The sequence below is a fragment of the Variovorax paradoxus genome (genome assembly GCF_000834655.1).
Taxonomy (GTDB): Bacteria; Pseudomonadota; Gammaproteobacteria; order Burkholderiales; family Burkholderiaceae_C; genus Variovorax; species Variovorax paradoxus_F.
Genome location: NZ_JXQQ01000028.1, coordinates 90,287 through 110,294, shown reverse-complemented (window position 1 = coordinate 110,294; position 20,008 = coordinate 90,287). Strand labels below are relative to the sequence as shown.

At 67.2% G+C, this 20,008-nt stretch carries 15 protein-coding genes and 1 tRNA gene; 9 read left to right on the top strand and 7 right to left on the bottom strand.

From position 1 onward, the window contains the following. Positions 1–13 precede the first annotated feature (13 nt). Genes RT97_RS13020 through RT97_RS13005 form a run of 4 tightly spaced genes read right to left on the bottom strand, consistent with a single transcriptional unit; the run spans position 14 to position 4,237 of the window. A complete protein-coding gene (locus RT97_RS13020) occupies positions 14–1,426 on the bottom strand; it encodes an ABC transporter substrate-binding protein (RefSeq protein ID WP_042579196.1) in 1,413 nt (470 codons plus the stop codon). A 40-nt stretch (positions 1,427–1,466) separates the two neighbouring features. Next, the gene (locus tag RT97_RS13015) at positions 1,467–1,700 is read right to left on the bottom strand and encodes a 4Fe-4S dicluster domain-containing protein (protein ID WP_018904228.1); all 234 of its coding nucleotides are present in this window, start codon (positions 1,698–1,700) and stop codon (positions 1,467–1,469) included. A 33-nt stretch (positions 1,701–1,733) separates the two neighbouring features. Then, the gene (locus RT97_RS13010; RefSeq protein WP_042579195.1) at positions 1,734–3,470 is read right to left on the bottom strand and encodes a fumarate reductase/succinate dehydrogenase flavoprotein subunit; all 1,737 of its coding nucleotides are present in this window, start codon (positions 3,468–3,470) and stop codon (positions 1,734–1,736) included. Then, positions 3,467–4,237 (bottom strand): GntR family transcriptional regulator, encoded by a 771-nt coding sequence (locus RT97_RS13005; protein ID WP_042579194.1) that lies wholly within the window; start codon positions 4,235–4,237, stop codon positions 3,467–3,469. Before RT97_RS13005 ends, RT97_RS13010 begins: the two co-directional genes overlap by 4 nt. A 206-nt stretch (positions 4,238–4,443) precedes the next feature. Here RT97_RS13005 and RT97_RS13000 point away from each other — a divergent pair. From RT97_RS13000 to RT97_RS12970, 7 genes are all read left to right on the top strand, one after another. Next, positions 4,444–4,517 (top strand) — tRNA-Gly (locus RT97_RS13000). A 382-nt stretch (positions 4,518–4,899) separates the two neighbouring features. After that, a complete protein-coding gene (locus RT97_RS12995; RefSeq protein ID WP_042579193.1) occupies positions 4,900–5,883 on the top strand; it encodes an AraC family transcriptional regulator in 984 nt (327 codons plus the stop codon). 340 nt (positions 5,884–6,223) lie between these two features. Further along, positions 6,224–7,294, top strand: a complete 1,071-nt coding sequence (locus tag RT97_RS12990) for a helix-turn-helix transcriptional regulator (RefSeq protein WP_042579192.1) — start codon at positions 6,224–6,226, stop codon at positions 7,292–7,294. Positions 7,295–7,408: 114 nt separating this feature from the next. Beyond that, positions 7,409–9,529 (top strand): hypothetical protein, encoded by a 2,121-nt coding sequence (locus RT97_RS12985; protein WP_052810644.1) that lies wholly within the window; start codon positions 7,409–7,411, stop codon positions 9,527–9,529. After that, positions 9,526–10,737 (top strand): M23 family metallopeptidase, encoded by a 1,212-nt coding sequence (locus tag RT97_RS12980; RefSeq protein WP_042579191.1) that lies wholly within the window; start codon positions 9,526–9,528, stop codon positions 10,735–10,737. The genes RT97_RS12985 and RT97_RS12980 overlap by 4 nt, the downstream gene beginning before the upstream one ends. A 153-nt stretch (positions 10,738–10,890) precedes the next feature. Beyond that, complete coding sequence (locus RT97_RS12975) at positions 10,891–11,622, top strand: carbonic anhydrase family protein (RefSeq protein ID WP_042579190.1); 732 nt, start codon at positions 10,891–10,893, stop codon at positions 11,620–11,622. Between the two features lie 137 nt (positions 11,623–11,759). Beyond that, the gene (locus tag RT97_RS12970; RefSeq protein ID WP_253278223.1) at positions 11,760–13,391 is read left to right on the top strand and encodes a serine hydrolase; all 1,632 of its coding nucleotides are present in this window, start codon (positions 11,760–11,762) and stop codon (positions 13,389–13,391) included. Between the two features lie 86 nt (positions 13,392–13,477). Here RT97_RS12970 and tssA read toward each other — a convergent pair whose 3' ends face one another. From tssA to RT97_RS12955, 3 genes are read right to left on the bottom strand one after another with little or no spacing between them, the layout of a single operon-like run. Continuing rightward, positions 13,478–15,061, bottom strand: a complete 1,584-nt coding sequence (gene tssA / locus RT97_RS12965) for a type VI secretion system protein TssA (protein ID WP_052810642.1) — start codon at positions 15,059–15,061, stop codon at positions 13,478–13,480. Positions 15,062–15,102: 41 nt separating this feature from the next. After that, positions 15,103–15,852: a response regulator transcription factor gene (locus tag RT97_RS12960; protein WP_042579189.1), complete on the bottom strand. Its 750-nt coding sequence runs from the start codon at positions 15,850–15,852 to the stop codon at positions 15,103–15,105. Next, entirely contained in the window at positions 15,849–17,612 is a 1,764-nt protein-coding gene (locus tag RT97_RS12955) for an ATP-binding protein (protein ID WP_172672198.1), read from the bottom strand. Before RT97_RS12955 ends, RT97_RS12960 begins: the two co-directional genes overlap by 4 nt. A 279-nt stretch (positions 17,613–17,891) precedes the next feature. Between RT97_RS12955 and tssB the strand changes: the two genes are divergently transcribed. Beyond that, positions 17,892–18,386, top strand: coding sequence for a type VI secretion system contractile sheath small subunit (gene tssB, locus RT97_RS12950; RefSeq protein WP_042579188.1), 495 nt, complete (start codon positions 17,892–17,894; stop codon positions 18,384–18,386). Positions 18,387–18,399: 13 nt separating this feature from the next. After that, entirely contained in the window at positions 18,400–19,887 is a 1,488-nt protein-coding gene (gene tssC / locus RT97_RS12945; RefSeq protein WP_042579187.1) for a type VI secretion system contractile sheath large subunit, read from the top strand. Positions 19,888–20,008 lie beyond the last annotated feature (121 nt).

The window sequence follows — 20,008 nt, the reverse complement described above, 5'->3', positions numbered from 1 at the left end:
AACGGACGAGGCGTCAGCCGGCCAGCGCGGCGCGCACGCCGGCGAAGTCCTGCACCTTGCCGCCGTTCTTCGCGGCCCAGCCCTCGGCCTGGTCCTTGAGCAGGAAGGCATCGACTTCGCCCTTGGCGCCGAGCACGAACCACGCGTCGGCAGCCAGCAGCTTGTTGCCGCTGTTGCGGTCCTGCGCATACACCACGCGCGCCTTCTTGCCGTTTTTCTCCAGCTTCTGCAGGTCGCCCAGCGCGTTCTCGGGCGAGGCGTAGTGGCGCACCAGCGGCTCGCCAGCCACCCAGACCTGCGCCACGCGGTTCACGTCGGTGATGGGCTTGCCGGTCGATGCGTCCTTGGCGACCAGCGGGGCACGGGCGTAGTTCTTCAGCTGCTTGTCGTAGTCCAGGCCCGCCTCCTGGAAGGCTGTGCGGATGTAGCCGTCCTGCACGAAGGCGTTGGCGTCGATGTCGTTGTCGGTGCGCTTCAAGAGGCGCAGCGTGTCGAGCGATGTCTTCACCGCCTGGCGGTACTCGGGCTTCCAGCTCAGGTCGCGCGTCTGCAGGCCGAGCGGGCCGTGAAAGAGGTAGTTGACCTCCGCCTCGATGCCCGTGACCTTGGCGATCAGCTCGCTGTACTTCTCGGGCTCGGCCGCCACGAGGCGGTCGGCCTCCAATGCGGCGCGCAGGTAGGCGGTAACGACCTCGGGGTACTTCTTCGCGTACTCCTCGTCGACCAGGCTGCCGTGGAAGGTGGGTGCGTTGGCTTGCGAGCCGTCGTAGATCTTGCGGGCGAAGCCGCGGTACGGAAAGAGTTCGGCGAAGGGCACGAAGTCCGCATGCGCCTCGACCTTGCCGGCCTGCAGCGCGGGGCCGGCCACCTCGGGCGCCTGCGTGGTGATGTTCACGTCCTTCAGCGGGTCCCAGCCCTGTGCCTGAATCGCGCGCAGCAGCATGCCGTGCGAGGTCGAGGCGAAGGGCACCGAGATGGTTTTGCCCTTGAGTTCGGCGAGCGACTGCACCTTCGAATCCTTCGGCACGACGATGCCGTTGCCGCTGCCGGTGGTGCTGCCAGAGAGCACGGTGATGAAGATGCTCTTGCGCCCCGCCTTCTGGAAGGCCGCGCCGTTGAAGCTGCCCGGAAAGTCGGCCATCGAGCCGAGGTCGAGCTTGCCCGCGACCATCTCGTTGGTGAGCGGTGCGCCGGAGGTGAAGTTCTTCCACTCGATCTGGTATTGCGCGTCCTTGTACTTGCCGGTGCGCGGCAGGTACTTGTCGAGCAGCTTCAGCTCGCGGATCAACAGGCCGCCGGTGGCGCAGTTGATGGTGGTGTCCTGCGTGCCGATGGCGATGCGGATGGTCTCGGCCTGCGCGGCCGGAAAGGCCAGCAGCAGGGCCAGGCTTGCGCCCCACAGGGCCAAGGTTTTCTGGGTCTTCATCGTGGTTGCTCCGGGTTGAAATGCGGGGAGGGCGCGCGGCTCAGCGCAGCAGGTAGGGGATGTCGACGGTGACTGCGCCCGTGGGGCAGTCCTTCTCGCAAGGCATGCAGTACCAGCACTCGTCGAACTTCATGTAGGCCTTGCCCTTGCTGAGGTCGATGGCGAGCACGTCGAGCGGGCAAACGTCCACGCAGACGGTGCAGCCCTTGTGGGCGATGCACTTGTCCTCGTCCACGCGCACGGGCACGCTGGTGGGGTTGAAGGCGAGGGGCATGTGGGGTTCTCTTTTTTTGTGGGGCGGGAGGTCTCAGGCCGCGACCGGCTCGCGCACCGCGGCGGGCACGCGCAGGTGCTGGTAGGCGGACATCTCGTGCGCATCGAGCGGCACGATGTACGGATCGACCGGTCGTTTGAAGCTCACCATCGCATCGCCTTGCTTTTGCAGCTGCGTGTGGCAGAACCAGTCGCGGTCGTTGCGCTCGGGAAAGTCCACGCGGTGGTGGTACAGGCCCCAGCGGCTTTCGGTGCGATAGAGCGAGGCGCGCGCGGCCATCTCGGCGCAGTCTCGGATCGCATGCACTTCCATCGCGCGCATCAGCTCGTGCGGGCCGGGGGCGGCGAGCTGTTCGAGGTCTTCGTGGATCTGCTCAAAGCGCGAGAGGCCGATCTCCATCTTGCGCGTGACCTTGGGCGGCTGCAGGTAGTCGTTGACCATGCGGCGCAGCTTGTATTCGACCTGCGCGGGCGGCAGGCCACCGCTGCGAAGGAGTGGGGCGCTGACGCGGGCGTGCTCGCGTGCGACCTGTTCTTCGTCGAGCGCGGGCAGCTCGGTCTCGGCGCAATGCCGCGCCGCGCTTTCGCCGGCGAGGCGGCCGTAGACGAAGGCACCCAGCATGTAGTTGTGCGGCACGCAGGCCAGGTCGCCCGCCGCGTGCAGGCCCGGCACTGTCGTGCGCGCATGCTCGTCCACCCACACGCCCGAGGCCGAGTGGCCGCTGCACAGGCCGATCTCGGAGATGTGCATCTCCACCATCTGCTCGCGGTAGTCGGTGCCGCGCCCTGCATGAAAGCGTCCGCGGCTCGGGCGCTCGTTGGTGTGCAGGATCTGCTCGATGGTAGCGATGGTCTCCTCGGCCAGGTGGCTCAGCTTGAGGAAGACCGGGCCGTTGCCGCCCTGGAGCTCGTTGTAGAACTCCATCATCATCTGGCCGCTCCAGTAGTCGCACTCGATGAAGCGCTCGCCCTTGTTGTTGGTGGTGTGGCCGCCGAAGGGGCCGGTCACGTAGGCGCAGGCGGGGCCGTTGTAGTCCTTGATGAGCGGGTTGATCCGGAAGCACTCGATGCCCGAGAGCTCCGCGCCCGCGTGGTACGCCATGCTGTAGCCGTCGCCCGCGTTGGTCGGGTTCTCGTAGGTGCCGAAGAGGTAGCCCGACGCCGGCAGCCCGAGCCGCCCGGCCGCGCCCGTGGCCAGGACCACCGACTTCGCGCGGATCACATGGAACTCGGCCGTGCGGCAGTCGAAGGCCATCGCGCCCGCGATGCTTCCGTCGGCCGCCGTCAGCAGGCGCGTGACCACCAGGCGCTGCGACATCTCCACGCGCGTGCGCTTCAGGCGCCGGTACAGCACGTTCTTGATGTTGTGGCCCTCGGGCATCGGCAGCACGTAGGTGCCCATGTGGTGGACCTTGCGCATCGCGTAGTCGCCGGTCTCGTCCTTCTCGAACTTCACGCCCCAGCGGTCGAGCTCCTCGATCATCGAATAGCTGTTGCGCGCATAGGCCATCACCGTCTTCTGGTTGACGATGCCGTCGTTGGCGGTGGTGATCTCTTTCACGTACTGCTCGGGCGTGGCGAAGCCGGGCACGACCGCGTTGTTCAGGCCGTCCATCCCCATCGAGATGGCGCCGCTGCGCTTGACGTTGGCTTTCTCCAGCAGAAGCACTTCGAGCTTGGGGTTGGCTTCCTTGGCCTTGACGGCGGCCATCGGGCCGGCGGTGCCGCCGCCGATGACCAGCACGTCGACGGTGCGGGTGAGGATGTTCATGGGGTGGCCTTCGTGGGGTGGCTGCGGGCGATGCGCAGGCGGTGCTGGAAGGCATCGCCGCGGAAATAGAGGTCTTCGAAATCGAGCGGCGCGCCATCGGCGGTGTGGGTGAGGCGCTCCACGCGCAGCACCGCGGTGCCTTCGGGCACGCTCAGGCCGCGGGAGAGCACCTCGTCGGCGAGCATCGCGTCGATCTGCAGGTCGGCATGGCCGAGCGCGATGCCGTAGTCGTTCTCCAGGATGAGGAAGATGTCGCGCCCCGCGAGGTCGGCCTGCCGCAGCCGCTCGCCGATGGCGTGGGGCAGGTAGGTCACCTCGTAGGACACCGGGGCGCGGTTCAGATGACGCACGCGCTTGATCTGCGCGACGGGCGCGCCCTCGGCCAGGCCGAGGCGCTGCGCCACGCGGGGCGAGGCGGGCACGGTCTTGTGGCTCGTGACCTGGTTGCGGATCTCGTAGCCCATGCGGCCCATCGACTCGGCAAAGCCTTCGAGCTGGCCCAGTTGCTGGAACGCCTTGGGCTTGGCAACGAAGGTGCCCTTGCCCGGAATCTTGAAGATCAGGTTCTCGCGCTGCAGGTCGCTCAGCGCCTGTCGCACCGTGATGCGGCTGACCTTGAAGAGCGCGACCATCTCGCTCTCGGAGGGCAGCTGCGCATGCGGCGCGTAGGTGCCGTCGAGGATGCGCTCGCGCAGGGACTCGCGCACCTGGGTGTAGAGCGGAACGGGTGAGAAGGCGATGGGTTCGAGCGCCTTGGCAGAAGACATGCGGCTGACCTGTTATGACCGGTTGAATGAGGCCGGATGCTAGTCAGGGGTTCTTCTTTCGCTAACGAACGAAAACGTGCTTCCATATGCGGAAAGCGAGGAGGGGCCGCCTCGCCCGACGGTGAAGCCAGGTGCCGGACGCCCATCGTTCCTCTGTAGAATCGCGCGCTTGGGTCGACAACGCGTTGGATCAACGGGTTGCAGATGCGGGTGTAGTTCAATGGCAGAACGGCAGCTTCCCAAGCTTCATACGAGGGTTCGATTCCCTTCACCCGCTCCAGATTTCCATGCCCCACGCGGGTTTGGGTGCAGCTGGTCTTCGCTGCGCAGCCCAACTATTCCCCCCAGCTACCAGTGACGACAGGCCGCTCGCCTGCAAAGCGGCCCGGCCCACTGAGCCAGCCAATGCTGCGCCCGCCGCATGGCGCCGGCGCATCTCGCTCAGCCCCCAGCGGCAGGGCGATGAGACCAATCACCCCGAAGTTCGAGGTCATCCAAGCGGGTCAAGAACGCGACATCAAGATCGGGTAGGGTGCGGGCGCGCGGGGCCGCTGTTTCTCCCGGTGGCCGGGGCCAAGCTTGCCGGGCCTGAACGTCGCCCCCTATATTCGACGCCACACACAACTTCGGCCCCCATGAAGCGGGCCCATCGCTCCATTGTCATGACGCTGGCCCGCCTCCCATTCAACATGCTCGACGGCCTGCAAAAGGCCGGTATCAATCTGGACGAGGTGGCGGCGCTGGCCGGGCTCGAAGCCGAAGACCTGAGGAAGCCGCTTACCAGCGAGCAGGCCGACCGTGTCTTCCTCGTGATGTACGAGAAAGCCGGCAATCCGGCAGCGGGGCTTGCCATCGGGCTCCAGCCGATGCGCTCGGAACTGTTCGGTGTGGTCGGGTTCGCCGGCATGCTGAGCTCGAACCTCGGTGCGGCCCTGGCCCGCATCGCACGCTACAACGCGCTGGTTTCGGCCTGCCAGATCGAGCTGCATCCGGTGGGCGACGAGTGCGAGGCCCGCATCCGCTACGACGGACCCCTGCGGCCCTACAGCCGTTCGCGGCTGGACATCCAGATGGGCACGCTGCTGATCTTCGGGCGCACCTTCACCGAGCGCCAGATCATGCCGGTGCGTGTGACCTTGAAGGAGCGGCCGTCCTATCACGCGCTGTATGCCGGCGCCTTCGGCTGTCCGGCGTTTTTCGACCAGCCGTACGACACGATCGTGTTCCGGTCTGCCGACCTCGAGCTGCCGCTGGTCAGCGCCAACCAGCGCGTGGCGGCGATGTTCGAGGATGCGGCCGAACGCGACCTGCAGACCTACGAGGCCGCGGGCAACGGCACCGCCGCGGCGGTGCGCGCGATCCTCGAGCGGCAGCTGCATGGCGACGTGCCCGACATCGAGAGCGTGTCGCGCGCGCTCTTTCTCAGTGCGCGCACGCTGCAGCGCCGCCTGGCGGAGGAGGGCGTTCGCTTCTCGACCTTGCTTGACGAGGTGCGCCTGGAAATGGCGCAGCGCTACCTTTCCGCGGGGCGCGCCACGCTGACCGAGATCGCCTATCTGCTCGGGTTCTCCGAGCCCAACTCCTTCTTCCGTTCGTTCAAGCGCTGGACCGGCAAGACGCCGGCGGATTTCAGGCAGGTGCGCTGAGGCGAGCCGGCCCGCCACGCGCTCGCCAGCGAGCCGCGTGGCCGTGGCGCGTATGGATAGTGGCGCTGTCGTGTTCGGTGCTTGTCGGTCTTCGAGGGCGCTTCTATCGTCCGCGGAAACCGATTTCAGGCAACCGAATCCATGCTTTTTCCTCTCTTGCGCGGCACCTTGTCGTCCGCGCCATGACCGTTGCGCGTCGCCGACTCACCGTCGCCCGCGCGATGGCTCGTCTCGTCTTGACGGGATGCGGGAGAGATGGCGGAAACGACAGCCGGGCCATGAGTCGGATGCTGCATCGATCGGTGCGGCGCGCCGTCTGCTGCGGCGTGGAGGTCTGCGCATGACCGGGCTGGCCGGCATGCAGGGCGCGCCGGCCGTCGCGGCAGCGCGCTACGCCTCGTGCCTGTTCGGCGAAGGGGTGAGCGACCGCTCGCGCGCGCCTGCGACAACCGCGTGGCACCTCGCACCGACAGGGGCGCGTGCGGAACCGATCGCAAGGCACAGCGAACGCTCGACCCGGCTTCCGGCGCCGATGAACCTGGAGATCGTTGCGGCGCATCCTTTTCGCGCCAAAGGCTTTTTCTGCGAGGGCCGCCGCGGCTGGGTGGGACACTGCGAAGTGCCGCCATCCGACATGCGCGCCGTGCCCGCGGCGAACGGCGTCGCAAGCGATGCCGGCGTCAGCATCTGGGTGATCGAGAAGGGCGACCTCGTCCTCGAACACCCGAGCGCGGGCCACACCCGTTTCGGCGCCGGCAGCGTCCTGCTTTGGGACGACATGCAGCCGCCCCGCGGTCACTGGGACCATGCCCGCTTCGGCTACGTCCGGCTGTCGCTTCCGCGGCGCAAGCAGGGCGTCGAGCACGCGGCACCCCCCGAAGCGGGCGCCGCGCGGCGTCTCGAACACCTCGGGCTCGCGCCGTTCCTTGCGGCACAGCTCAACACCTTCGCAACCCATGCCACCACGTTGACCGCCGCGGATCTCGGCGAGGTCGTCGGCGGCATCGTCCAGGTGGCCGAGGCGTTGCTCAAGGTGGTGTTCGCGCCGCCGGCAACCGTCGAGGCGAGCCCCGACACGGAACGGCTCCAGGCGGTGCATCGCTACATCGAGCACAACCTGCACCGCAATGACCTGAGCGTGGCGGACATCGCGCGCGGCACCAGCATGTCGCGCGCCCAGCTCTATCGCTTGTTCGCCGCGCAGGAAACCAGCGTGCACGGCACGTTGCGCGAGAAGCGGTTGCAGAAGAGCCTGAACTACCTGGCGCAGTCGGACAGCAAGCGCCAGAGCATCGGCGCGATCGGCCATGCATGCGGGTTCTCAGACCCGGCGGTCTTCAGCAAGCTGTTTCGCCAGCGATTCAATCTCGCGCCGCGCGATGTCCGCGCCGCCGCGGGCCTGGGGAAGTAGCCCCCTTATTTCAATCGCAATCTATTGCATTTGAAACATTTGGCCTCAACGGCAGGCCTGCCCTCGCAAAATCGAAATTCAACCTATCGATTGCTTGGTTCCTGGAGAAACTGGATGAACTTTTCAACAAACAACACGGCAAGAAAGGACGGCTTCGCGTTCTCTTTGCTCCGCGCCGGCACGCTCGCGGTCGCGGCCGCGGTGATTCTGTCCGCTTGCGGCGGTGGCGACGGCGGCGGCCCCGGCTACCCGACGGCTTTCCTGCCTGTCGTGCCTCCGGCGGACTCGGGCGGCAGCGGCGGCAACGGTGGCGGCGCATTGGGCAACGTCACGTGCAAGGACTTCGATGGCAACGACATGACCGTCAAGCCCAAGACGATCACGGTCTACAACAACTCCGACCGGGTCATCTATCCGGTCCTCTCGACGAGCGAGAACGCCAAGAACGAGTGGATTCGCGGCTGCTTCCGTGTCGATGACAAGCTCTATCCGACCACCAGCGTCTACAAGCTGTACGTCAACGAAGGAACCGGCATCCCGGCCAATTCGTCCGTGACGGTAACCCTTCCGTTGTACAGCGAGCTGTCGACCGAGAACTACATCACCTGGTGGAACGGCGGCCGGGTCGTGCTGGCGGACAGCAACGAGAGATTGCGCCAGGAGGAAGACAAGAAGCTGGACACGCCGGCGGCCGTCACCTGCACGGGCGACCACACGAACTGCGCGTTGAGCGTCTATTCGAGCAAGGTTCAATTCCCCGAGAACATCTACGCCCAGTTGTCGGAATACACATTCGGCGACGCCGTCATTCCGGTCGGCCAGAAGCCGCTGCTCAAGCCCGACAACGTGGGCTACAACATCTCGTACGTCGACCACGTCTATCTGCCGATCGGCATCGGCCCCAAGAACAACCCCTACATCGGCTACAGCGGTTCGGTGCAATCGCTGCCCACGTTTGCCGGTGCGCTGGGCGCGTTCATGGGCTCCGACGCAGGCAAGGGATGGCCGGTCTACAACCTGAATTCCCTGAAGCTGCCAGGGGGCTACAACATCTTCGCGCAGCGCGAAGGCGTCGTGCCTGCCATCGACAACGTGCCGGTCAAGCCCGCGAGCGGCGGCGTGCCGGTGCTGACCGTGCAGAAGTGCATTGCCGGCCAATGCACCGAGGACGAGAAGAAGAACTTGCACTACGGCGATGCGGTCCAGCGCATGCAGAACCTGTGGGGCTCGTGCGTCAATTGGGGCGCCGAAGACCTCAGCGCCTACGTGACGGAAACGATCAGCTGCCCGGCCGACCTGGCAACGAAGATGGACGCGGTCAAGCAGTTCTTCGCGCAGAACCACCAGAACTACCTGGCGCTGCACACCGGCAACACCTGCAAGACGTCGACGCCCGAGAAGCCGGTCTTCACGTACATGGAGGCGCTCAAGCACATCTACGGCTGGGTTCCGTTCAACGAGGGCTGCGGCGCGGGTGACAACAAGCTCGCCGACACGAGCATCCCCGGATGGACGCACGCAACGATCCAGCCGATGTACATCCACGACCTGCAATACAACTACAAGCAGGCCGCGGTCCAGGGCAATCCCAAGCTGAACTTCAATCCGTATGTCTCGTTGATCCACGAGAGCCTGCAGATGAATGCCTACGGCTTCTCGGTCGACGATGCCGTCGGCTTCATGAGCGAGTTGGGCGACGGCCTGGTGTTCGTGGTGGGCGGACCCCACGGACTGGAGAACTCCAAGCAGTTCAGTTATCTGGATGGCTTTGCGCTGGCGATCGGTGTACCGAGCACGTTGGGCGAAGGCACGCCGTTGATCAAGAAGTACGGCGTATGTGCGTTGGGCCAGGATGCGAAAGATCCGGGTTGCGCTGCCGACAAGCAGGACGTCACCATGCCGACCAACAGCCGGATCGCGGGCTTCCGGGTGGGCAGCGTTCCGAGCTATCCCGTGAAGGTGCGCTTCACCGACACGAAGGACAACCTGTACACCTTCCAGGTCATCGACAGGTTCTCGGCCTGCGCCGTGGGCGCTCCGGGAGATTGCCCGAGCAACAGGGATGCGATCAAGGCCGGCTTGGTCTGCAGCGTTACCCGCAGCGACGGCACGGTGCATCCAATGTCGAAGACATGGTGCGACGGGGCCAATCCGAACCAGAGCAGGGATGACAAGGACCCGCAGGTGACCAAGAACTTCATGAGCTTCCCCATGCCGGTCGATTTCCTGAAATGAAGAAAACACGGATGAATGGCCTGGCGGCCGTGGTGGCCTTGTGCGCTCTCGCCGCCTGCGGCGGCGGAAGCTCACCCATGTCGCTGGGCAGCACCGCCAATGCCCAGTCCAATGGCGTCGTGCCCTTCACCGTCACGCCGGTGGTGATGCATGTCAAGAACACGCCCGTGCCGGTGAAAGGCTCCGACGGCCTCTATCACCTGGTCTACGAGCTGAAGCTGGACAACTTCTCCGGCGATCCCGCAGCGATCAAGGGCATCGATGCGATCGACGCGGGCACGGGCGCCACCGTCGGCTCGCTGACGCCGGCGGACCTCGCGCAGCGCCTGGCGGTGAACGACAAGCGCACGGCGCCGGGCAGCCTCGGTCCGGCGCAGGGCGGGCTCGTCTACATGCACCTGAGCTTTAAGGACGCCGCCGCGGTTCCCAAGACCCTGGTGCATCGTCTGTCCATCGCTTTCGAGCGCGGGAATCCCTTCGTCGGGATCGTCGCGCGCACGGTGCCCGCCGCGCCGACCGCGCTCGTTCTGGAGCCGCCGCTGCGCGGTTCGCTCTACATCGCCGGCGACGCCTGCTGCGATTCCACGCGCCACGTGCGGGCGACCCTGCCGCTCGATGGGCAGCTCTTTACCTCGCAGCGTTTCGCCGTCGACTGGGAGCAGCTGGACAGCGCGGGGCGCATCTATGTCGGCGATCCGAAGAATGTCGACAGCTACAACGTCTATCGCAAGCCGATCCACGCGGTGGCGAGCGGCAAGGTCGTCGCGGCGCTCGACGGACTGGAAGACCAGACACCGGGTGCGCTGCCCGAGAACCTGCCTCCCGAGCATGCCGACGGCAATCACGTCGTGCTGGACCTGGGCGATGGCCGCTACGCGCTCTTCGCCCACATGCGTCCGGGATCGGTGGCCGTCTCTGTGGGGCAGACCGTGACCGCGGGCCAGGTGCTGGGGCTGGTCGGCAACTCGGGCAACTCGTCGGAGCCGCACCTGCACTTCCATGTGCACGACGGCCCGTCGCCGCTGGCATCCAACGGACTTCCGTACCTGATGAAGGGCTTCACGGCATTGCAGCGCGGCGTGTCCACCGCGGCGTTCGACAAGGCGATCGCCGATGGCAAGCCCATCGCCGTCGAGCCCGTGCCGACGCCCGGCGCATTCGTGAACGTGATGCCGATGGATCTCTGGATCGTCGATTTCCCGTCCTGAGATGGCTGCAGGCTGCCCCGGCACATGCGGCCGGTGGCGCCGGCTACCCCCCGGTCGCTGTGAGACGCATCGACCAAAACGTGAGACGAACAAGCTAACGCCGAAATGGCGTTCCCATAGAGACTCGTTGAGTCACAACCCTTGAGAACATTCATGAAGAGCCTGCGTCCAGTCTGCTGCGAGTCGCACCGACGTCATTTCTTGGGAACCTCCGTCGCGGCAGCATTGCTGGGCGTGGGGATGGCGACCGCGTCGTCGCGCACCGAGGCTGCATCGCTGAGCGAGGCACAGCGCAACGCCATGACGCCGGACCAGGTGATCAAGAGCATGCTCGACGGCAACGCGCGCTTCCTGTCGGGCGTGCACAAGGAGCGCAACTTCCTGGCCGAGATGCGCTCGAGCGCCACCGGCCAGTTCCCGGCTGCCATCGTGCTGTCGTGCATCGACTCGCGGGCGCCGATCGAGGTCGTCTGCGACCTGGGCATCGGCGACACCTTCAACGCGCGCGTTGCCGGCAACGCGGTGAACGACGACATCCTGGGTTCGATGGAATTCGCTTGCGCCGCGGCGGGAGCCAAGGTGGTGATGGTCGTGGGCCACACCGCGTGCGGCGCCACCAAGGGCGCCATCGACAACGTCGTGCTCGGCAACCTCACGCTGCTGCTGGCGCGCTTCAAGTCGGCCATCGACGCCACCGTCTACGAAGGCGCGCGCACTTCGAAGAACGCCGCCTTCGTCGATGCCGTGACCAAGACCCATGTGCAGCAGGCGCTGCCGCTCATCCGCGGGCGCAGCGCGGTGCTGTCGGGGCTGGAGGCCGAAGGCAAGATCAAGATCGTCGGCGCCATGTACGACATCGCGTCGGGCAAGGTCACGCTGGTCTAGCACGATGTGCGGAACGACCAGCGTGTGCCGGCATCCCCGCTTGCGCGCGCCGGCTGCATCCGCAGCCAGGTCGTTCCAAAGCACCTCCCACCCATCGGCCGCCCGCGTTCGGGCGGCCTTCAACCTTTTGTAATCCGATGACTGTCAAACCTATCTTCATGCGCCGCTCCATGCACGCGCTGTTCCTGACGGCGGGTGCCGCGTTGGCCGGCTGCGGTGGCGGTGGTGGCGGCGGCGGAGGTGGGGTGTTCCTGCCGCCCGCTTCGTCCAGCACGCCTGCGCCGTTCAACACGACCCCCGTCGCCTCGGCGCAGATCAACGCCGCCGTGGCCAAGCTCGACGGCGTGGCCGAAGAAGTCTTGCGCCGCACGAAGGTCCCGGGCATGGCGGTGGCCGTGGTGAAGGACGGCCAGGTCGTCTACGCCAAGGGCTTCGGCGTGCGCCGGCTCGGCTCGCCGGAACGCATCGATGCCGACACCGTGTTCCAGCTCGCGTCGATGTCCAAGCCGATCGCCGCGACCGTGGTGGCCGGGCTCATCGGAACCCAAGGCTTGTCGTGGGACACGCCTGCGGTGAGCCGGCTGCCCGGCTTCAACCTGTCGGACCCGGCGGTCACCTACCAGGTCACGATCGGCGACTTGTTTGCGCACCGCTCCGGTTTGCCGGGCGCCGCCGGCGACAAGCTCGAGGACCTGGGCTACGACCGCCAGCAGATCCTGCAGCGCATGCGCTACGTGCCGCTGCGTCCGTTTCGAACCAGCTACGCCTATGCCAACTTCGGCCTCACGGCGGGCGCGGAAGCTGCGGCCACCGTGTCCGGCACGGAGTGGGCCGAGCTGTCCCGGCGCGTGCTCTATGCGCCGCTGGGCATGAACGCCACGAGCTCCCGCTTCGTCGATTTCATCCAGCGCACCAACCGCGCGACGCCGCACGCGATGCAGGACGGCAGCTACCAGGCCCTGTACCAGCGCCAGCCCGATGAGCAATCGCCCGCGGGCGGTGTGAGCTCGAGCGTCAACGATGTTGCGCGCTGGATGACCCTGCTTCTGCAGAACGGCAGCTACAAGGGGCAAACCATCTACACGCCCGAGGCCCTGCGGCCCGCGATTTCCGAACAGATCGCGAACGGAGGCACGTCCGGTCCCCCGCCCGGACGTGCGAACCACTACGGCTACGGCTTCAACGTCGGCACCTCGACGGCGGGGCGCCTGAAGCTTTCGCATTCGGGCGCCTTCATGCTCGGCGCGGGCACCGCTTTCACGGCGATTCCCGCAGCGGGCGTCGCGATCGTCACGCTGACCAACGCGGCACCGATGGGCGCCGCCGAAGCCGTGAACCTGACGTTCGAGGAGCTCGTCGAATCGGGCAAGACCTCCACGGACTGGGTCGGGATCCTCGCGAAAGCGTTCGAACCGTTCTACACCCCCGAGGGCTCGCTGGCCGGACAGCAACCGCCGTCGCAGCCGGTCGCCCCGCTGGGCAGCAACGCCTACACCGGCACGTATGCCAACAGCTACTACGGCAACGCGGTGGTCGAAGCCAGCGGCAGCGGCCTGGTGCTGAAGATGGGGCCGACGGGCGCGCGGGCCTTCACGCTGCGCCACTGGAGCGGCAACACCTACGTCTACGACCTGTCGGGCGAGAACGCGCCGCAGGGATCCATCGCCAGGATCGACTTCACGCCCGATGCGTCAGGTGTCTCCGCCAGCCTGACGATGGACTACTACGCCGAGGACATCACGCACGGCACGTTCACGCGAGCGCGCTGATTCGAGCGGGGTTCGTCGCCGCGTGAGCGCGCCGAGCCCACGGCCGGCGTAGCGCCGATCGCCACGCACCCGACGAAGCGGACCGCTCAGCTCAGCGCGATCGCCCGCGCCGCGTCCAGCCGGGCGATGGCCGTCAGCGCCGCGTGGCGCTCCAGCGGATCCGCATCGTCCTGGTTCAGCACCGCGTGGGCCGCGACCCATCCCTCGACCGCCAATGCCGGGTCCCAGCGGTCCAGGTCGTGGTGCTGGATCTTCTCGACGAGCAGCCGCGCGAAGGGCAGCGGCACGCGGCCCTCGCGATGCAGGCTGAGCAACTGGCACAGCCGGATCTGCGCGCGCAGCCGCGTGGGTGCGTCCGCAGCGCGGGCGATGGCCTGCTGCAGCAGCGACACGGCCGCTTCGAGTTCGCCGTTGGCAGCGAGCCCGTTGGCCTGCGCCATCACGCTGCCGAGGCCGTCTCCCTTCGTGCCCGGCTCGGCGCCTCCGGCCGAGGCCGCAGAGCCGCCCAGGCTGGCGATCCATTCCAGCGTGAGCGCGCTCGCGAAGGGCATGCCGTTGCCGAAGCACAGGCTGTCCAGCCCGGGCAGGCGCTGCAGCAGAGCGACGGTGGCACGCTCCACCTCGGCCCGTGCGGCGGCGCCGGGATCGCCCAAGCGGGCGAGCGCACCGGCGCTGAGCGCCTGCAGGTCCAGCCAGAAGGGAAAGGCCGGGAACTGGGACTCGGCGAAACCGATGGCGTCCAGCGGCTCGGCGGTGTCGTCCTGCATGCGCCGCATCGCGTCGGCGACCTGCGAGATCGGCGCGCCGATCTGGGTCATGCCGCCTGTGGCCGGCGGCAGCGCATCCACGCCGGCCCAGTTGGCGAAGCGGCTGATGCGGTAGGCGCGGGCATCGCACGGGTCCGCGGCCATCAGGGCGTCGACCACCTGGTTCAGATGCGCGAAGGCGGGTGCCAGCGCGCCGACAAGATCGTCGCCGGGTACCGGCGCGGCGAGGGCCGCCAGCGTGGGCAGGCTGCCCGACGCCGGGGGCGATGAAGCAACAGGGGAGGGAGCGCCGGGCCGCGCAGCCGCAGGCGCGGGCGCGCTTTCCGGCGCGGCCGCCGGCTGTGCGTCTTCGGCCACCGGCACTTGATCGATCAACACGAGCAGCGCACGCATCGACGGCGCTTCCTCGTCCTTGCCGCGCAGCAGCGCATCGATGCGGCGGCTGGACGCGAGGAGTCCGGCGACCAGCGCGGGCGCCTGCGGCGCAAGCTCGCTCCATGGCCGTTCCTGGCCATTCAGCTCGGCCCGGTCGAGCAGCCACTGCAGCGCATTGCGGCGCGCGCGCAGGCGCGCAACGGGTGGCGACATGCTGTCCCAGAAATGCTCGATCAGGTCGCCGAGCACCTGCAGGCCCGCCGCCAGGCCGGGCAGGCCATCGGTCTGCAGCAGCGCCGCATTGAGGTAGCAGCCCACCAGAAAGTCCTTGCCGCCATCGGCCAGCAGCGGCGCGGCCAGCTGTGCCACGCGCGGCCAATCGGTCTGGCCGTCGGCACCCGGATTCGAGAGCTTGCCGATCTCCGCCTGCAGCGCGTCGAAGCGCGGGTCCTCCCGCACGTTGCCGCCCGCGGGCGCCAGGGCGTTGACGGGTTGGCGTCCGATACCGTCCAGCAGGGCGATGTCCACTTTGATCGTTCCTCGTGCTCTTGTCTTGTTGCGCCGCGCGCTCAGTCCCAGATGGCCTCGACCGACAGCGCGTCGAAGTAGTAGCCCGCTCCGCGCTCGGTGCGCAGCATCGCGGGGCGCTTCGGGTCGGCTTCGATCTTTCGGCGCAGGCGCAGCATCTGGACGTCGATCGAGCGGTCGAACACGTCGTCGAAGGCGCGCGTGCGCTCGATCAGTTGCTCGCGCGTCACGATCGTTCCGGGAGCGCCGAGAAACATCACCATCAGGTTGAACTGGCTCGGCGACAGCGCCACTTCGCGCCCGTCGCCCGCGCGCAGGCGCCGCGTGTTGAGGTTCAGCTCCCAGCCGTCGAAGCGGTAGGCGCGCGGGTGCTTGCCGCGCGTCACCGGGCTGCGGATCGCATCGGTGCGGCGCCACACCGCGCGCATGCGCGCCAGCATCTCGCGCAGGGAAAAGGGCTTGACCACGTAGTCGTCGGCGCCGAGCTCGAGTCCCATGACCCGGTCGGCTTCGTCCTCGCGCCCGCTCATGCAAATGATCGGGAACCGGTGTTCCTCGCGCCAGTGGCGCGTGAGGTCCACGCCGTCGCCGTCGGGGAGCCCGAGGTCGAGCAACACCATGGTGTAGTCGCGCTGCGCGACGGCTTCGAGCGACTCCTTCACGTTGCTGGTCACGTGGCTCTCGATGCCGTGGCCCGCCAGGTAGCTGCTCAGGAGCGTGGCCAGCGAACCGTCGTCGTCGACGATCAGCACGGGGCCGCGGGGTTGCGAATTTGCGGGTTCGATCTTCATGGTGATCGTCTCTCCAAGGGGGGCACGGCGCTGGCCGTATCGAACAAGGGCACTTCGAGCCGAAACAGGCTGCCGCGGCCCGGCGACGTGGCCATGCCGACGAAGCCGCCATGTCCGCTCGCCACGCCCGCCACGATCGCCAGGCCGAGGCCCGAGCCTCCCTGCGCCTGGCGGGTGGAATAGAACGGATCGAACAGGTGCGGCCAATGGGTGGCAGCGATGCCCTGGCCATCGTCCAGGACCTCGACCCAGCCGTGCGCGCCGCCGTCGCCGGCCCGCGGATCGCCCAGCACGACGTCGAAGCGTTCCTCGCGGTGGGCCGCGGCGCTGTGCATGCCGATCGTGAGCGTGACCTCCTGCCGCGCCGCCTGGACCGCGTTGCGCAACAGGTTCTGGACCGCGCGCAACAGCTGGCCGCGATGGGCGAGCACCACCGGGGCGTGAAGCGAACTGCCGCGCAAGGCGTGGGGCGCGCGCGCGATGCGGATGTGTGCGGGGCACAGCGGCCGCGCCATCTCGATCGCCTCGTCGACCAGCGCGCCGAGGTCGACGCCCTCGCGCGCCGGATCGCCCTGGCGCGCGGCCAGCAGGATCTGCTGGGTCATGTCGATGCCGCGGTCGGTGGCGCGCGCGAGTTGCGCCAGCTCGGCCTGGCCCGGACTGTCGGGCGGGATGCGCTCGCCGGCGATTTCCGCGCAGGCGCGGATCGTGCCCAGCACATTGTTGAAGTCGTGCGCCACACCGCCGGCAAGGAAGCCCAGCGACTCGAAGCGACGCGCCTGGTCGAGCCGCGCGGCCATGCGCTGGCGCTCGCCGATGGAGACCGCCAGCAGCAGCGACAGCACGGCAATGCCGATCAGGTCGACCTGCAGGGTCCACAGGCCGTAGCCGTATTCCACGTAGGGGCCGAAGCCCGCGAGCGTGAGGCAGACCATGCCGACGGCGATGGCCGCATTCAGCGGCGCGACCAGCGCGATGCCGCTGCGCACCGCGGCCCAGCACAGCGGCAGGGTGAGGGCGGTGCGCACCACCTCGTCGTGCATGCCGGGCACCAGCACCAGCGACAGGCATGCGAAGGTGACCGCGATCGGCGACCAGTTGCTGCGCTCGCGCAAGGCCGCGCCGAGCGCCGGCGTTCCCCAGGCAAGCAGCGCGGGCACGAGCGTCAGCATGGCCACGGCGTTGGCCACGTAGACGCCTCGCCAGGGTGCCAGCCAGTCGGCCGCGCTGCCCCACCACAGCACCGCGCCGGCCAGCGTCGCATGCAGCATCGACAGGCCCACCGGCAGCAGCAGCGTGAAGAGCAGGAGGCGCCGCGAGGAATCCAGGCGCCCGTCGCGCGCGATCCAGCGCCGTCCCAGCCAGGCGCCCAGCGCGACTTCGAGCAGGGTCAGCACCGACAGCATCATGTCGACCGCAGACCACGTAGAAGGCGCGCGCGTGCCCGGCAGCGGCACCGCCCCGGTCGCGAGCGCGAGGCCTCCCGCGGCCAGGAGCAGGTACAGCGGCCATTCGCGCACGCGGCGGCGCCAGAGCAACGCCACGCCCATGGCGGGCGCCGGCCAGGCGAGCGTCGACAGCGAAAGATCGGCGGCGATTCCCAGCCCGGCATGGGCCGGGAAATAGCACGAAAGACCGAGCAGGAAGGACAGGGCGGCGCACCCGGCCAGGGCGCCGGGCGGCCGCAACCAGCCGTCGGCCACCCCCGCCTCGCGGCCGGTCGCGGGCGCGTTCGAGGAGGCGCCGAATCGCAAATCCAAGGGCCCCGAATCTTTCATCTGTAACGGTTGCATTTTGGGCCGCGACTTTAACTGCACTCACGCAATCAATTGACGGTTGAGACGAATCGACAAAATTTTGAGATGCATCGACTAACGCGGAAATACTTTTTAACCTGAAACTTCACCGCTCCGGAGACCCACGGGTATCCGTGGCCTGTCGCGCACCGGATGCGTCGGGACATTCGCGTGAATTGCGCGGGTGGCGTTTCCCCGAATTCATTGCGATCGACGTCATCCAACTTATTTCAGGAGATTTCCATGGCCGCCGATGGATCAGTCGCTCCCAAGGAGCGCGTCAATATTGTTTATCGCCCCGCCGTCGGCGATGCGCAGTCGGAAGTCGAATTGCCGCTGAAATTGCTGGTGCTGGGCGACTTCACGCAGCGCGCCAGCGACCAGGCCGTGGAGGACACCAAGCCGGTGTCGGTCGACAAGGACAACTTCAACGACGTCCTGAAGGCCCAGAAGCTCGAACTGAGCATCGGCATCGACAGCAAGCTCGACCCGCAGGCCCCCGAGGGCACGCAGCTGCCGGTCAAGCTGAACTTCGAATCCATCGACGACTTCTCGCCCGACGCCCTCGTGGGGAAGGTGCCCGAGCTGCATCAGCTGCTGCTGCTGCGCGACGCGCTCAAGGCGCTGAAGGGCCCGATCGGCAACATCCCTGATTTCCGCAAGCGCGTGCAGGAGCTGGTGCAGGACGAACAGGTGCGCGCGCGTCTGCTCGGCGAACTCGGCATCGAAGAAAAGTAACGGAAAGCCCGACATGGAAGAAACACAAGCCCAGTCCGGCGCCGCGGCGCAAGCCGCCGATGCCGCCGCACCCTCGCTGCTGGACCAGCTGGTCGAGTCCGCGCGCGTCAAGCCCGGCGACGATGCCTATCCGATCACCCGCCAGGGCCTGCAGGCGTTCATCTCGCACCTGCTGGAGCCGCAGAACGCGGTCGAGCGCGTGACCCAGGCCACCGTCGACGACATGATCGCGGGGCTCGACAAGAAGCTCTGCGGCGCGGTCGACGCGATCCTGCACCACCCCGAATTCCAGGCCATGGAGTCGGCCTGGCGCTCGCTGAAGTTCCTGGTCGACCGGACCAACTTCCGCGAGAACGTGAAGATCCAGATCCTCAACGTCAGCAAGCAGGCGCTGCTGGAAGACTTCGAGGACGCCGCGGACGTGACCAAGTCGGGCCTCTACAAGAACCTCTACACGGCCGAGTACGGCCAGTTCGGCGGCCAGCCCTTCGGCGCCATCGTGGCCAACTACGAGTTCGGCCCGGGGGCGCAGGACGTCAAGCTCCTGCAGTACGCGGCCAGCACCGCCGCCATGGCGCACACGCCCTTCATCGCGTCGGCCGGGCCGCAGTTCTTCGGCATCGACACCTTCGAGCAGCTCCCGAACCTCAAGGACCTGTCCTCGGTGTTCGAGGGCCCGCAGTTCGTCAAGTGGAATGCCTTCCGCGAGAGCCAGGATGCGCGCTACGTGGGCCTGACCCTGCCGCACTTCCTGCTGCGCACGCCCTACGGCGCCGACACGGTGCCGAGCAAGAAATTCAACTACCAGGAGAGCGTGGCCGGCGGCAACAAGGACTTTCTCTGGGGCAACGCGGCCTTCGCGTTCGCCTCGCGACTGACCGAGAGCTTTGCCGACTACCGCTGGTGCGCCAACGTGATCGGGCCGCAAGGCGGCGGCACGGTGTCGGACCTGCCGATCTATTCGTACGAGTCGATGGGCGCGATCCAGAACAAGATCCCGACCGACATCCTCATCTCGGAGCGGCGCGAGTTCGAGCTGGCCGAGCAGGGCTTCATCGCCCTGACGATGCGCAAGAACAGCGACAACGCGGCCTTCTTCTCGGCCAACTCGGCGCAGAAGCCCAAGTTCTTCGGGCAGAGCAAGGAAGGCAAGGAGGCCGAGCTCAACTACAAGCTCAGCACCCAGCTGCCCTACATCTTCGTGGTGAGCCGGCTGGCGCACTACATCAAGGTGATCCAGCGCGAAAACATCGGGATGTGGAAGGAGCGCGCCGACCTGGAGAAGGAGCTCAACCTCTGGATCCGCCAGTACGTGGCCGACATGGACAACCCCGCGGCCGGCGTGCGCAGCCGCCGTCCGCTGCGCCAGGCGGAGATCAACGTGGTCGACGTCGAGGGCGAGCCGGGCTGGTACCGGGTCGACCTGAAGGTGCGGCCGCATTTCAAGTACATGGGCGCCTCTTTCACCCTGTCGCTGGTCGGCAAGCTCGAAAAGACCTAGCCCCGTTTATTACCGGATTGGCCGTTCAGGTTGCATGGGTAACTTGGACGGTTCAAAAGGAAATGTTGCGGTAACCGCGTCGCAACACAATTGAGGCCAACGCAGCCAATAGCTCTGCCCC

What these genes read in the sequence shown, in the direction of transcription:
- RT97_RS13020 (WP_042579196.1), bottom strand. Translation starts at nt 1,426, where the DNA reads ATGAAGACCCAGAAAACCTTGGCCCTGTGGGGCGCAAGCCTGGCCCTG.
- RT97_RS13015 (WP_018904228.1), bottom strand. Translation starts at nt 1,700, where the DNA reads ATGCCCCTCGCCTTCAACCCCACCAGCGTGCCCGTGCGCGTGGACGAG.
- RT97_RS13010 (WP_042579195.1), bottom strand. Translation starts at nt 3,470, where the DNA reads ATGAACATCCTCACCCGCACCGTCGACGTGCTGGTCATCGGCGGCGGC.
- RT97_RS13005 (WP_042579194.1), bottom strand. Translation starts at nt 4,237, where the DNA reads ATGTCTTCTGCCAAGGCGCTCGAACCCATCGCCTTCTCACCCGTTCCG.
- RT97_RS12995 (WP_042579193.1), top strand. Translation starts at nt 4,900, where the DNA reads ATGACGCTGGCCCGCCTCCCATTCAACATGCTCGACGGCCTGCAAAAG.
- RT97_RS12990 (WP_042579192.1), top strand. Translation starts at nt 6,224, where the DNA reads ATGACCGGGCTGGCCGGCATGCAGGGCGCGCCGGCCGTCGCGGCAGCG.
- RT97_RS12985 (WP_052810644.1), top strand. Translation starts at nt 7,409, where the DNA reads ATGAACTTTTCAACAAACAACACGGCAAGAAAGGACGGCTTCGCGTTC.
- RT97_RS12980 (WP_042579191.1), top strand. Translation starts at nt 9,526, where the DNA reads ATGAAGAAAACACGGATGAATGGCCTGGCGGCCGTGGTGGCCTTGTGC.
- RT97_RS12975 (WP_042579190.1), top strand. Translation starts at nt 10,891, where the DNA reads ATGAAGAGCCTGCGTCCAGTCTGCTGCGAGTCGCACCGACGTCATTTC.
- RT97_RS12970 (WP_253278223.1), top strand. Translation starts at nt 11,760, where the DNA reads ATGACTGTCAAACCTATCTTCATGCGCCGCTCCATGCACGCGCTGTTC.
- RT97_RS12960 (WP_042579189.1), bottom strand. Translation starts at nt 15,852, where the DNA reads ATGAAGATCGAACCCGCAAATTCGCAACCCCGCGGCCCCGTGCTGATC.
- tssB (WP_042579188.1), top strand. Translation starts at nt 17,892, where the DNA reads ATGGCCGCCGATGGATCAGTCGCTCCCAAGGAGCGCGTCAATATTGTT.
- tssC (WP_042579187.1), top strand. Translation starts at nt 18,400, where the DNA reads ATGGAAGAAACACAAGCCCAGTCCGGCGCCGCGGCGCAAGCCGCCGAT.